The following is a 13,732-nucleotide window of genomic DNA, read 5'->3' as shown; positions in this document are numbered from 1 at the left end:
GCAGGTTTGGGCATCACGCCCATCTATCCCACTCGATTCCCTACGGGAATCCCCAACGTCAGTTTTGCAACAAAGCCATTGATATGTGTTAATTTATTTCTAAAGAGCAAATTTAAACTAATCTATTATAAGTTTTCCCGCAGTTTCAGCCGGTGCCAAGGGCGGGTCAAATCCGTGGCGGGTCTGCGCCTTGGCATCGGGAGCCAACTCGCGTTCGATGGATTTGGCGCGGCGGTACGGCTAGGCTCGCCGAACGGTATCGCAGCGGGGACCAAGCGGCTGGACAATTCGACGATGCAATCCGCGCTGGCGGACGCCAAGCGCTTGCTGGGTCACGATCCTCTAGCAGCGCTTGCTCGTGTCGACGGCGTCTTGGCGGGGGGACGTGATTCGGTTGAAGCGCGCGTCCTGTTGGGCGCGGCGCTGCGCCGGGTGGGAAAGATCCGCGAGGCGCGTGATGTGTTGGCGCCGCTCGCCGCCGCCATGCCGCAGGCGTGGGGGATTCACTACGAGTTCGGCATGGCGCTTGCCGCACTGGGGGCGGGGGAGGCCGCCGCCGATGCGCTCGACCAGGCCACGCGCGCCAATCCGCAATCCTCGCTTGCATGGCACGCGCTTGGCGACCAGTTGCTGCTGCTCGGGCGCCCGATCGATGCGAATGCAGCGCAGGCGCGGATGGTGCCTGGCTGCGTCGCCGATCGCGCACTCGACGAGGCGGCTGCGGCGTTCTTCGAGCGGCGCGATACGGCGGCGCGCGGCGCGCTCCAGCGGCGGTTCGGGATCGATCTCAACGATCTCGGCGCGGTGCGCCTGCTGTCCGATATCGGGCTGCGGCAGGGAAATTTCGCGGCGGTCGTGGATCTGCTGGACCAGGCGCGCCGCGTTGCGCCCGACTTCGTCCCCGCACAGTTCGCACACGCGATCGCGCTTCACCGGCTCGAGCGTGGGCAAGAGGCGCTTGCGGCGATCCATCTCGCGCTCAAGGCGCTGCCGGGTCTTGCCGCTTTCCTTATGCTCGAAGCGGCGATCCACATGCAGCTGGGCGATGCGGCTGCGGCGATCCGTGCCTATCAGGCGGTCGTCGTAGCGACCCCCGATGATGCCGACGCCTGGCATGCGTTCGGCCATGCGCTCCGCGCGGTTGGTCGGCAGGACGAGGCAGTCGCCGCCTACCGCCGTGCGGTCACACTCCGGCCGGGCTACGGTGAAGCATATTGGAGTCTCGCCAACCTCAAGACCGTCCGCTTCGATAGCACCGAGGTCGCGCACATGCTCGCGCTTCCGGCGGAGGCGAGCTCCGATCCGGCCGACCGCGCGTATCTCGACTTTGCCTTGGGCAAGGCGCTCGAGGACGAGGCACGCTACGCCGAGTCGTTCGTCCACTATGCTCGCGGCAATGCTGCGCGCGCCGCGCTCGAGCCGCATGACGCCGCAGCGTTGCATCGCTTCGTGACCGACTCGATCGCGGCGTTCGACGCCGATCTGTTCCGCCGCAACGCCACGGCGGGGTGCGCGGAGGCCGGGCCGATCTTCGTGCTCGGCATGCCGCGGTCGGGATCGACGCTGGTCGAGCAGATCCTCGCCAGCCACAGCGCGGTCGACGGCGCGTCCGAACTGCCCGACATCACCACGCTCGCGCGCGAACTGGCGCAGCGCCACCCGGGCTATCCGTCGTCGATCGCGCACGTTCCCGAAGCCGCCTTTGCCGCGCTCGGCACCGCGTATCTCGAGCGCACCGCGGTCCACCGCGCGGGGAAGCCTTGGCTGGTCGACAAGTTTCCCGGCAACTTCCTCCACACCGGGCTGATCCACCTGATGCTGCCGAACGCGCGGATCATCGATATCCGGCGCGATCCGATGGCGTGCTGCTTCTCGCTGTTCAAACAGGCGTTCGCGCGCGGGCAGGCCTATAGCTACGACCTTGGCGATCTCGGGAGATATTACGCCGATTACGTCGCGCTGATGGCGCATTTCGATGCGGTGCTGCCGGGCCGGGTATACCGCATCGACTATGAGGCGCTCATCGACGATCCCGAGACCGAAATCCGCCGGTTGCTCGCGTATTGCGGGCTACCGTTCGAGCCGCAGTGCCTGCGGTTCTTCGAGAGCGAGCGGACCGTCCGCACGCCGAGCTCGGAACAGGTCCGCCAGCCGATCAATCGCGACGGCCTCGACCAGTGGCGCCATTTCGAAGCGTGGCTCGGCCCGCTCGTCGATGCGCTCGGACCGCTTGCCAAGGCGACCGCCAATCGGCATTGATGCCTAAATTGGATGCCCCTATCCGATTTTTGGTATCGAACGGGGATCAAGGACAGCGTCGAAGGCATGAGCCGGCAATGGCTTGCACGACGGCTGCCTTGGTGGGGCAGCTGGGTTGCAAAGGGGACTTTCGTGGTGAATCTTTCTGTCGGTCACAGCGTTTCGGCGCGTCCTGCGCGGATCGTCGCGCGGCTCATGGCGTCGGGGGCAGCGCTTGCGCTGATCGCGCCGGGCATCGCGCGCGCCGCGCCCGAGCCGCAGGCGCCTGCCGATGCGCCGCAAGCCGCGCCGCAAAGCGAAGGACTCAACGATATCGTCGTCACAGCGACGCGTTCGGGCGCGCAATCGCTGCAGAAGGTGCCGATCGCGGTGTCGGTGGTGAACGTCGATCAGATCACCAAGTCGGGGCAGGGCAATCTGTCGGATCTCGCCAAGTTCACCCCCTCGCTCGTCATCACCGAGGGCGCGCCGGGGTTCAACAAGTTCAACCTGCGCGGTCTGGCGACGGGCGGCTATGTCACCTCGGACACGTCGGATCGGCCGTTGGTCGCGGTCTATCTCGACGATACGCCGATCTCGGTGCAGGGCCAGACGCCCGACCTCAAGGTCTATGATCTCGACCGCGTCGAAGTGCTGCGCGGGCCGCAGGGCACGCTGTTCGGCGCGGGCTCGATGGCGGGCACGGTGCGCTTCGTGACGGCCAAGCCCGATGCGCGCAGCGTCTTCGGCACCGCCGAAGCGAGCGGATCGACCACCGAATATGGCGCTGGCAGCTATAACGTCCGCGGGATGGTCAACATCCCGCTGATCAAGGATGAGCTCGCGGTTCGCGGCAACATCTTCGTCGGCAACGATGGCGGCTTCATCGACAATATCGGCCAGCACCGCGTCGACAACGCCAACAGCAACCGCTCGACCCAGGGCCGCGTCGCGATGCGCTGGACGCCGACCGACAAGCTGACCGTTGACGGCAGCTTCACCTATGAAAACAGCCGTGCCAAGGGCCTCAACACCGGGCTCGATGGGCTGAAACCGTATCAGTACGAGAGCAACGGCGCCGAGGGCACGCGCGATCTGTTCAAGCTCTACACCGGCGGGTTCGATTATGACGCGGGCTTCGCCAATTTGATCGTCACCGGTGCGTACACCGACCGCAAGATCGGCTTCAACGCGAGCCCCGACCCGCAGATCGGCTATTACTTCGCCAATTATTACGCGCCCTATACCGGCGCCGGGAAGTATCCGCTCTACGCTCCGCCCGCACGCTACGACCACGCGGTCACCAGCCTGATCCCGGCCGAGAACTATACGATCAACCAGAAGCTCAACGACTTCATGGCCGAGGCGCGGCTCGTCTCGAAGAACGATGGCCCGGTCAAATGGACCGTCGGCGCGTTCTACGAGAAGCAGAACCGGCATCTGATCCAGGACATTCCGGTCGCCGGGTTCGACACGCTGTCGTACCAGAACGCCGCGTTCGGCCCGTTCGCGACGCCGACCGGCCGCTACGATTCGAAGACCGTCGACGGCGCGTTCAGCTCGAACGACATCTTCTCGGGGCTGCAGGACGTGCACGAGCATCAGTTCGCCGCCTATGCCGATGGTACGTTGCACGTCACCGACCGGCTCGATCTGACCGCGGGGCTGCGCTACTTCAACTTCAAGGAGAACTATTATCTCTACGAAGGCGGCGCGTTCGGCGTGCTCCTCGGCAAGGATGCGCAGGGGCGCACGACCGGCATCACCCAGTCGATCCGCTCGACGCTGAAATCGAACGGCGTCAATCCGCGCGCCAACATCTCGTACAAGCTCAATGACAATGTGCTGATCTATGCCGAAGCCGCCAAGGGCTTCCGCTATGGCGGCGCTAACCAGCCGGTGCCGCTCGGCACGGCGGGGCTTGCCGGGCGCTGCACGACGCAGCTCAATTCGTATGGGTATAGCGCGGCACCGGGAACGTTCGGGCCCGACAAATTGTGGAACTACACGATCGGCGAAAAGGCCAAGTTCGCGGGCGGGCGCGTGACGCTCAACGCGAGCGCCTATTACATCGATTGGTCCGACGTGCAGACGCGGTTGCGGCTCAACTGTTCGTATTTCTTCACCGACAACAAGGGCAAGATCGCGAGCAAGGGCGTCGAGCTCGAGGCGGCGGTCAAGGCGACGCGCAACATCACGCTCAACGGCAGCTTCTCGTTCAACGATTCGACCGCGCGTGGCGACATCCCGACGGTCGGCGCGTTCGACGGCGACCGGACGCCGTATTCACCGCGTGTCACGGCGTCGGCCGGGGCGTTTTACGATGCCGATCTCGGGCGCGGGTCGCTCCATCTGCAGGCGACGTACAAATATATCTCGTCGCAGCAGACGACCTTCAACGACTTCTCGACCACACTCGACCCGACGTCCAAGAAGCTGATCGTCGACCGCGCGAGCAATGGCGGGCGTAGCCAGACCTATGCGGTGATCCCAGAGAGCCACAATGCCAGCGCCTCGATCGCCTATGACATCGGCAATTACGAGTTCGGCATCTTCGGCAACAATCTGTTCGACGGCGTCAAGGTGATCGATATCCAGCGTGCGACCTATTACGCGATCTACCAGGCCGGCTCGCGGGTGACGGTGGTGGCGCGTGACCACCGCCTTTCGTGCTTGCCTCAAGCGGCACCCGTCCCCTGGATCCGAGCATCGTCGGCGGCATAGGTCCGCACGCTCGTCCAGTAATGATACGCCGCCCAGAAGCCGGTCAGCGACAGCGCCAGCAGCGCATACCGCAGCGACTCGGCATTGCTGCCGAGCCGCCCGGCAAGCGTGTCGCTGAGCCAGCCGACCGCGGTCGGCGCGATAATCAGATTGGCGACATTGGCGGTGAGCAGGCTGATCGCCATCCCCTGCGCGCGCATGTTGGCGGGCAGGAAGTTGAGCAGCAGCGCCATCGTCGGCCCGACGTAGAGATAGATCGCCGGCACGACGATCCACAGCATCGCGGTCGCCAGGCTGAGCGAGTGCGTCCAGTAGATGACGAACGACGGGATCGTCGACAGCGCGACCACCGCCGCGAGGCCGTAGGCGATGCGCTTCGGGTCCTGCATCTGCGGCAGCGCGAGGATAGCGCCGGTGGCGATCGTCGCAGCGGTCCCCGCCCAGAAATAGATCGTCCCGAGCCGCGCGCCCGCCTCGGCGGTCGACAGGCCATAGGCGCGCTCGAAATAGGTCTGCGTCCAGAACAGCAGGCCCCAACCCCACAGGCAGATCACCGTGCCCGCCGCATTGATGTGCCACGCCGAGCGTTGCGACCAGAGGAAGGCGCAGGTTTCGCGGAAAGTCGCGCTCGGCACCTTGGCTTCGCTGATCCGCTCGAACCGCCCGCGCACCGGCTCGCGTACGCTCAGCAGGATGATCAGACCGAACACCACGCCTGGAACGCCAAGCGCGATGAAGCCCGCGCGCCAGCTGTGGAAATGCTCGACGATCGCGCCTGCGACGCTCGACCCGAGCCACGCGCCAAGCGGCAGCCCGAGCGCGTAGACCGTCAGCGCGAACGCGCGTTGCCGCCGCGGGAAATTATCGGCGACGATCGAGGTCGAAGGCGGGGTGCCGCCCGCCTCGCCGACGCCGACCGCGATCCGCGCGACGAGGAACTGCCAGTAATTCTGGGTCAGACCGAGCACCGCAGTCGCCGCCGACCACAGGATGATCGCGGCGGCCACGATGTTGCGGCGGTTGGCGTGGTCGGCAAGCCGCGCGATCGGCAGCCCGACGAAGATGTAGAAGAAGGCGAGCGACACGCCGGTCAGCCATGCGACGCCCGAATCGGACAGGCCGAATTCCTTGCGGATCGGCTCGAGCACGGTCGACACGACGTAGCGGTCGGCGATGTTGAGCGCGTAGACGAGCCCGAGCACGAGCACGACATACCAGCGCGCCGATTCGAGCCGCGGTGTCGTCGTCATCATTCTGGGCCCCATCTTTTCGTCGTCCGTCACGCCTTGCGGGCTGCCACGCGAGCGCGCCGCAAGATCGACCTTCGTAGCGGCGGAAGGGCGTGGCAGATAGACCTTGCGCACCTTCCCGGACCCATCGGCGGCGCGCACGGCGTTGCATCGCGTGGCAAAACGCGCTTGGTATTTCGCCTCGGCATGGCCCGCATCGCTCAGGAGTTCGCTATTCCTCGCTCATCCCCGGACAATCGGCGCTGGCTCCCGTTGAATGCGCTCCGCGCGTTCGATGCGGTCGGCCAGCGGTTGAGCTTCACCGCCGGCGCGCAGGCACTCGACGTCTCGCAAAGCGCGGTGAGCCGGCACGTCATCAGCCTCGAGGAGCAGCTCGGCCACAAACTGTTCGACCGCTCGGGGCCGACACTCGCGCTGACCGCGGCGGGGCGCACGCTGTTGCCCGAAGTGCGCAAGGCGTTCGACCGGATCGAACAGACGATGGATGCGATCAGCGGCAATCCCGACACCAGCCGTCCGATCCGGCTCCACATCCCGCCGACGCTGTTACAGCAAGTCGCGATGCCGATGATCCAGGCGTTCCACGCCGAGCATCCCGCGATCCGGATCGATATTTCCAGCTCGCCCGCGGTCGGCCTGCCGAGCGGCGAGACCGACATGGCGATCGTGTTCGACCGGCCCAACATCGATGATCGCGTGACCGATCTGCTGTGGATGGTGCGCGTCGCGCCGGTCTGCTCGCCGCAGGTGGCGCAGCGCAACGCGGGCAAGACGCTCGAGCAGTTTCTGGCGGACAATCCGCTGCTCCACGTCAAGCTCGAGGGGCAACCGCGCGGGCTGTTGTGGAGCACTTTTGCGAATCAATGCCGGATCAGCCTCGACGTCGAGCGCGGGCTTGCCTTCGACGCGAATGCGCTCGCGGTCGGCTATGCGATACATTCGGACGGCGTTGCGCTCGCCGATATCGACATGTTCGCGCCCGAAATCGCCGCCGGGCGGCTCGTTTTGCCGTACGACAGCGTGATCAACGACGGCTTTGGCTATTACCTCAAGTTGCGCGCGGAGGATCTTGCCGATCCGACGATCAGCCTGGTGCGCAGCTGGTTGATCGCACAATTCGCCGCGCGCCAGGGGGTACCCGTCGCCACCGGATGACACCGCGCCAAAAGGGGCCTCGCGGTCGCGCGCCAATCGGCTATGGGGCGGCATGGATATGATCGCTACCCCGCCGGCGCACCCCGCCGATCCCGCCACCATCGCCGTGCTCGAGACGATCGAGACGCGGCTGCGCTGGCTGTCGTCCTGGACGATCCACAACGCCAACCATCTGCGCGACAGCCGCGACGGGCTGAAGGTCGGCGGGCATCAAGCGAGCTGCGCGTCGATCACCGCGATCATGACCGCGCTCTATTTCGGCGCGCTGCGCCCGAACGACAAAGTCGCGGTCAAGCCGCATGCCGGGCCGGTGCTGCACGCGATTCACTATATGCTCGGCCAGCAGAGCCAGGACGCGCTCGAACGCTATCGCGGGATGGGCGGCGCGCAGAGCTATCCGAGCCGCACCAAGGATTCGATCCCGGTCGATTTCTCGACGGGCTCGGTCGGATTGGGCGTCGCGATCACCGCGTTTGCCTCGCTGATCCAGGATTATCTGATCGCGCATGGCGAGATGGCCGAGGCGGATGCGGGCCGGATGATCGCGCTGATGGGCGATGCCGAGCTCGACGAGGGCAATATCTACGAATGCCTGATCGAGGCCTATAAGCACGACATCCGCAATTGCTGGTGGATCGTCGATTACAACCGCCAGTCGCTCGACAGCACGACGGCGGACCGCATGTTCCGCCGCTTCGACGATATCTTCGAGACGTGTGGCTGGCGCGTCGAGACGCTCAAGCACGGCAAGAAGCAGCGTGAGGTGTTTGCGCAGGCCGGCGGGCAAGCGATCGCCGACTGGATCGACGCGTGCCCCAATGCCGAGTTCGCGGCGCTGACGTATCAGGGCGGAGCTGCCTGGCGCGCGCGGTTGAACGCCGATCTGGCCGGGCAAAGCGAGACGCTCGCGCTCATCGCGGCGCAGGACGATGCTGCGCTCGCCGCGCTGATGACCAATCTCGGCGGGCATTGCATCGCGACCTTGCTCGAGGCGTTCGCGCGCTGCGACGATGACGTGCCGACGCTGTTCATCGCCTATACCGTCAAGGGCTACGGGCTGCCGTTTGCGGGGCACAAGGACAACCATTCGGGACTGATGAACCCCGGCCAGATCGCGCAATTGCGCGGCGACCTCGGCATCGTCGAGGGCGAGGAATGGGCGCCGTATGGCGGGCTCGGCGACAATGCCGCCGCTTCGGCGCGCGCGGTGGTCGAGGCGAGTGCGCTGGCACAGGCGGCCACGGCGAAACCGGCTCAGGCTGTGGCGGTGCCCGAGCGCCTGCCGGTGCCCGATGGGGCCGAGCTCTCGACCCAGGCGGCGTTCGGGCGGATCCTGCTCGATCTCGCCAAATCGGGGCATCCGCTCGCCGACCGGATCGTCACGACGTCGCCCGACGTGACCGTCTCGACCAATCTCGGCGCGTTCGTGAATCAGCGCGGGCTGTTCCGGCGGCAGGAACTGAAGGACGTCTTTTCCGCCGCGCGCATCCCGACCGCGCAGAAATGGGCGGGGCACGGCGCGGGCCAGCATATCGAGCTGGGCATTGCCGAGAACAATCTGTTCCTGATGCTCGCGGCGCTCGGGCTTGCCGCGCCGCTGTTCGGCACGCGGCTGATGCCGATCGGCACGGTGTACGATCCGTTCATCGCGCGCGGGCTCGATGCGCTCAATTACGCTTGTTACCAGGACGCGCGCTTCCTGCTGGTGGCGACGCCGTCGGGGCTGACGCTTGGGCCCGAGGGGGGCGCGCATCAGTCGATCAATTCGCCGCTGATCGGGATCGGCCAGCCGGGGCTCACCTATTTCGAGCCCGCCTTCGCCGACGAACTCGCGCTGATCATGCGCTGGGCCTTCGCGCACATGCAGGCGGAGGACGGTGGCTCGGTCTATCTGCGGCTGACAACGCGCGCGATCGCGCAGATCGAGCGGGCCGACGATGGCTGGCAGGACGATGCGCTGCGCGGCGGCTATTGGCTGAAAGCACCCTCCGGGGACGCCGACATCGCGATCGTCTTCACCGGCGCGGTGACGCCCGAGGTGCTCGAAGCGGCTGCCCTGCTCGCCGACGACGTGCCGGGTCTGGGGCTGCTGATGGTGACGTCGCCCGATCTGCTGCATCGCGGCTGGTCGGCGCGGCATGCCGGGCGCTGGACCGGGGCGGGCGCGTCGAGCCATGCCGACACGCTGCTCGGCGCGCTCGCGCCACACGCCAAGCTCGTCACGATCATCGACGGCGCGCCGTCGACGCTGTCGTGGCTCGGCAGCGTTCGCGGGATGCGCGTGAGCCCGCTCGGCACCGATCGCTTCGGCCAGACGGGTGATCTGCCAGATCTGTTCCGCGCGTATCGGCTCGATGCCGAGGCGATCGTCGATGCGGTCGCCGAGCTGTGCCTCGGGCCAGTGGATTAGCGGCGGCGATTGCGGTAGCTGCCGAGCATGCGCGAGATCAATTTCGACGGGCTGGTCGGGCCGAGCCACAATTATGCCGGGCTGTCGTTCGGCAACATCGCCTCGGCGAGCAATGCCGGCGCGGTGTCCTCGCCGCGCGGGGCGGCGCTGCAGGGCATCGCCAAGATGCGCCACATGCTGGCGCTCGGCTTGCCGCAAGGTCTGTTGCTGCCGCACGATCGGCCCGATGCGACGTGGCTGCGGCAGCTCGGCTTTGCCGGCGACGACGATGCCGTCCTCGCTGCGGCATGGCGCGAGGATCCCGGGCTGCTGCGCAACGTGATGGCCGCATCGGCGATGTGGACCGCCAATGCCGGCACCGTCTCGCCCGCGCCCGATACCGGCGACGGCCGCTGCCACATCTCGGTCGCCAATCTCTCGACGATGCTTCACCGCAGCCTCGAAGCGCCACAGACCGCGCGGCAGCTGCGCCTCGCGTTGGGCGACACGCGCCACTTTGCGGTGCACGACGCGCTGCCGTCCCCACTCGGCGACGAGGGTGCGGCGAACTTCATGCGGATGGCGCCGCGCCACGCTGCGCGCGGAGTCGAGCTGTTCGTCTATGGCGTGCGCCAGGAGAGCGGCTTTCCCGCGCGCCAGAACCGCACCGCGAGTGCGGCGGTCGCGCGGCGCCATGGGCTCGATCCGGCCGACACGCTGCTCGTCCAGCAAAGCGCGGCGGCGATCGCCGCGGGCGCGTTCCACAACGATGTCGTTGCGGTCGCCAACGAAACCGTGCTTTTCACGCACGAGCAGGCGTTCGAGGATCCGGCTGCGGTCTATGCTTTCATCCGTAGCCGATTGCCCGAGGCGATCATCCTCGAAGTGCCCGCGGCGCAAGTGTCGCTCGAGGCGGCGATCCGATCGTATCTGTTCAACTCGCAGCTGGTGACCCTGCCCGACGGTGCGATGGCGCTGATCGTGCCGGGCGAGTGCCGCGAAGTGCCGGCGGTGTGGGCTTGGCTGCAGACGATGCTCGCGGGCAATGGGCCGATCCGCTCGGTCGAGGCGCTCGATCTGCGCGAGTCGATGCGCAATGGCGGCGGGCCGGCGTGCCTGCGGCTGCGCGTCGCGGTGGATGATGCGGCCTATGCGGCGATCGACCCGCGCTTCCTGCTCGAACCGGCGCGCTGCGATCTGCTCGCCGATCTGATTGAGCGGCATTGGCCCGAACGGATCGCGCCCGACGATCTCGGCGACCCGGCGATGTGGCGGCAGTGCCGTGCGGCACGGGCTGCACTGCTCGACGGACTCGGCTTCGGACCCGGCGAGCTTTGAGCCTCGCCGAGCGGCTGCGTTCGGCGGCCCCTTCGGTAGTGCTCGGGCTACTCGCGCTTGCGCTGCGCGGCGCCGATTTCGGCAATCCGATCATCCATACCGACGAGCAATATTACGCGCTGGTCGGCAGCCGGATGTGGCACGGCGCGCTGCCGTATATCGACTTGTGGGACCGCAAACCGATCGGGCTGTTCCTGATCTATGCCGCGACACGACTCCTGCCGGGCGACGGGATCGTCGCCTATCAAGTCGTCGCGCTGCTTTTTGCGGTGGGGGCGGCCTGGGCGATCGGGCGCGCGGCGCGGATCGCGGGGGCGAATGCAGCGGGCGCGCTGATTGCGGGGGCGGCGTACCTCGTATGGCTGCCGATGCTCAGCGGCCGCGCCGGGCAGTCGCCGGTGTTCTTCAACCTGTTCATGGCGCTCGGCGCGGTCCTGCTGCTGCGGCTCCCGGCGCTTGCGGAGCGACGCGACGCGCGTGCGATCGTCTGGAGCGGGGCGGGGGCATGCCTGCTCGCCGGGCTGGCGATCCAGACCAAATACACGCCTGCGGTTGAGGGCGCGCTGTTCGGTCTCGCGCATCTTTTCTATTTGCGACGCGCCGGCGCAAAGCTCGGCATGCTCGGAGCGGCGGGGCTGGTGTGGCTGGCGCTCGGTCTTGCTCCCACGCTCGCGGCGATCGGCTTTTACTGGCAGCTCGGCCCCGCGGCCTTCCGCGCATTCTGGTACGATAATTTCACCTCGATCTTCGCGCGCGGCCATTACAGCTATCCGATCGACCTTACGCTGCGCCGGCTCGCCGGGATCAGCGCGCAACTCCTGCTGCTCGTGCTGTGTGCCGCCACGGCGCTGCGGCGCGATTGGCAGCGGCCCGAAATCCGCCTGGCGGCAGCGTGGCTCGGCGCTGCGCTCGTGCCGTTCGTGCTGCTCGGCGTGTTCTTCGATCATTATGCGCTGCCCTTGCTGCCACCCCTGCTGACGCTGGCGGCGGTGACGTTCGGGCGGCATCGCCGGATCGCGCTCGCGATCGTTGCCGCCGGGCTCACCGTCTTCGCGGTCGAGGCGGCGATCCGTCCCGACGACGCGCCCGGCGTCCGTGCGCTGGCGCGCGTGGTGAAGGCCAATAGCGGACACGAATGCCCCTATGTCTTCATCGGCGACGCGATCGTCTATCAACTCGCGGATGCCTGCATCCCGACCGCTTATGCCTTCCCCTCGACGCTCGCTTATGCGCCCGAGCGAGGCGCGACGGGGATCGACGAGGCCGCCGAGGTCCGTCGTATCCTCGCGCACCGTCCGCCGGTGATCGTCAGCGCCAGTCGCCCGCTGGCCGAGTGGAACGAGCAGAGCCATGCCGCGGTCGAGGCAGCGCTTGCGCGCGATTATCGGCCGGTGTTCGGCACGCCCCGGAACGACTATCGCGCAGTCGTCTATCTGCGCAACGATCGTCCCTTCCGACGGTGATCGCACGCCTGACGTAAGAAAAAGTTCCGCAGCGCAATATTTTCCGTCCGGTTATCCGGCATCGGTATCGTTCTGTTAACGAGGAGATCTCGTTTGCCGATGCCGACCGCGAACCAGTTTATGGGACTTAACGCCCGTATCGCGTCCGGCATCGTGTGCGGTTGGCCGGGGGGCGGCCGCATTATCGCAAACCGAGCGCGGGCCATTCCGGCGATCCGCGCTCTCTCCGCTTCTTTCTAAGACCGTCTGACAGACGCTTACAGGGAAACGGCCATGTTGCTCGAATCGCAATACTATCCCGAGTGGGGAGCTCCGGGTCAGCGTCCGGCCGCGACCGCTTTGCCGCGCTGGAGCGTTCTGATCCCGTTCTTCAACGAACGCGATTTCCTTGACGGCACGCTCGCCAGCCTCGCTGCGCAGGACGTGCCGTTCGAACTGATCCTGATCGACAATGGGTCGACCGACGGCAGCGGCGCGGTCGCCGCGGCGACGTGCCGCCGGCTCGGTCTCGCCTTCACGCTGTTGGTCGAGCGGCGCCCCGGCAAGGTCAACGCGCTCCAGACGGGCGTCCAGCGCGCCCGCACGCGGTTCGTCGCGACGTGCGACGCCGATACGCTGTATCCGGTCGACTATCTGCGCCAAGCCGAGCGTCTGCTCGAAACCGGCGCAGTCGCGGGCGGCGCCTATTTCGTCACGCCGACTGCCACGGAGCAGGATCATGTCGAGGCCGCCAAGCGCATGGCGCGGGCGGCACGGCTGTTTCCCGCGCAATGCCACACGGGTGGGGCAGGGCAGGTGTTCCGCACCGACGTGTTGCGCCGTGCGGGGCAGTTCGATGCGCTGCGCTGGGGCTACGTGCTCGAGGATCACGAGATCATGCACCGCATGGCGAAGTTCGGGCGGCTGGCATATGGCGAAGGCCTGTGGTGCGCGCCCTCGCCGCGCCCGCGCGACCGCGAGTCGATCCGCTGGACGCTCGCCGAGCGGATTCTCTATCACGCGACGCCCGAGCCTGCGCGCGACTGGTTCTTTTATCAGTTTCTTGCGCGCCGCCTTGCCGCCCGGCGCCTGTCGAGCGATCGCATTCGCGAACGGCAATTCTACGCCGAGCCCGACTGCGCCGTCATGCTGCAAAAAGCCGCGTAATCGGACGCTGCCGGACTGTCCGCGCGGCA

The 13,732-nt window shown here is 66.8% G+C and carries 8 protein-coding genes; 7 read left to right on the top strand and 1 reads right to left on the bottom strand.

Features of this window, described 5'->3' with window-relative positions; translation table 11 throughout:
• Positions 1-174 precede the first annotated feature (174 nt).
• Both QN347_RS12375 and QN347_RS12370 read left to right on the top strand, forming a co-directional pair.
• On the top strand, positions 175-2,259 hold the full coding sequence (locus QN347_RS12375) for a tetratricopeptide repeat-containing sulfotransferase family protein (RefSeq protein WP_323494045.1): 2,085 nt from the start codon (positions 175-177) through the stop codon (positions 2,257-2,259).
• 132 nt (positions 2,260-2,391) lie between these two features.
• Positions 2,392-4,962: a TonB-dependent receptor gene (locus QN347_RS12370; protein ID WP_323494044.1), complete on the top strand. Its 2,571-nt coding sequence runs from the start codon at positions 2,392-2,394 to the stop codon at positions 4,960-4,962.
• Here the strand turns inward: QN347_RS12370 and QN347_RS12365 are convergent.
• Entirely contained in the window at positions 4,917-6,326 is a 1,410-nt protein-coding gene (locus QN347_RS12365; protein ID WP_323494043.1) for an MFS transporter, read from the bottom strand. The two genes, QN347_RS12370 and QN347_RS12365, sit on opposite strands and share 46 nt — an antisense overlap.
• Positions 6,327-6,464: 138 nt before the next feature.
• Between QN347_RS12365 and QN347_RS12360 the strand changes: the two genes are divergently transcribed.
• The 5 genes from QN347_RS12360 to QN347_RS12340 all read left to right on the top strand — a co-directional run bounded on the left by QN347_RS12360 (position 6,465) and on the right by QN347_RS12340 (position 13,703).
• Positions 6,465-7,367 (top strand): LysR family transcriptional regulator, encoded by a 903-nt coding sequence (locus QN347_RS12360; RefSeq protein WP_322160085.1) that lies wholly within the window; start codon positions 6,465-6,467, stop codon positions 7,365-7,367.
• Positions 7,368-7,419: 52 nt separating this feature from the next.
• Positions 7,420-9,777, top strand: coding sequence for a transketolase (locus tag QN347_RS12355; RefSeq protein ID WP_133186867.1), 2,358 nt, complete (start codon positions 7,420-7,422; stop codon positions 9,775-9,777).
• Between the two features lie 27 nt (positions 9,778-9,804).
• Positions 9,805-11,094: an N-succinylarginine dihydrolase gene (locus QN347_RS12350; RefSeq protein WP_322160082.1), complete on the top strand. Its 1,290-nt coding sequence runs from the start codon at positions 9,805-9,807 to the stop codon at positions 11,092-11,094.
• Positions 11,091-12,557 carry a hypothetical protein gene (locus QN347_RS12345; protein WP_323494042.1) on the top strand — a complete coding sequence of 489 codons (1,467 nt, stop codon included), beginning with the start codon at positions 11,091-11,093 and terminating at the stop codon, positions 12,555-12,557. The genes QN347_RS12350 and QN347_RS12345 overlap by 4 nt, the downstream gene beginning before the upstream one ends.
• A gap of 273 nt (positions 12,558-12,830) precedes the next feature.
• A complete protein-coding gene (locus QN347_RS12340; protein ID WP_322160078.1) occupies positions 12,831-13,703 on the top strand; it encodes a glycosyltransferase family A protein in 873 nt (290 codons plus the stop codon).
• Positions 13,704-13,732 lie beyond the last annotated feature (29 nt).

This window comes from Sphingomonas sp. 10B4 (assembly GCF_035019905.1).
In the GTDB taxonomy this organism is placed as follows: domain Bacteria; phylum Pseudomonadota; class Alphaproteobacteria; order Sphingomonadales; family Sphingomonadaceae; genus Sphingomonas; species Sphingomonas glacialis.
The sequence above is the reverse complement of the archived record's forward strand: the minus strand, read 5'-3'. Positions and strand labels throughout refer to the sequence as shown.

What these genes read in the sequence shown, in the direction of transcription:
- QN347_RS12355 (WP_133186867.1), top strand. Translation starts at nt 7,420, where the DNA reads ATGGATATGATCGCTACCCCGCCGGCGCACCCCGCCGATCCCGCCACC.
- QN347_RS12350 (WP_322160082.1), top strand. Translation starts at nt 9,805, where the DNA reads ATGCGCGAGATCAATTTCGACGGGCTGGTCGGGCCGAGCCACAATTAT.
- QN347_RS12340 (WP_322160078.1), top strand. Translation starts at nt 12,831, where the DNA reads ATGTTGCTCGAATCGCAATACTATCCCGAGTGGGGAGCTCCGGGTCAG.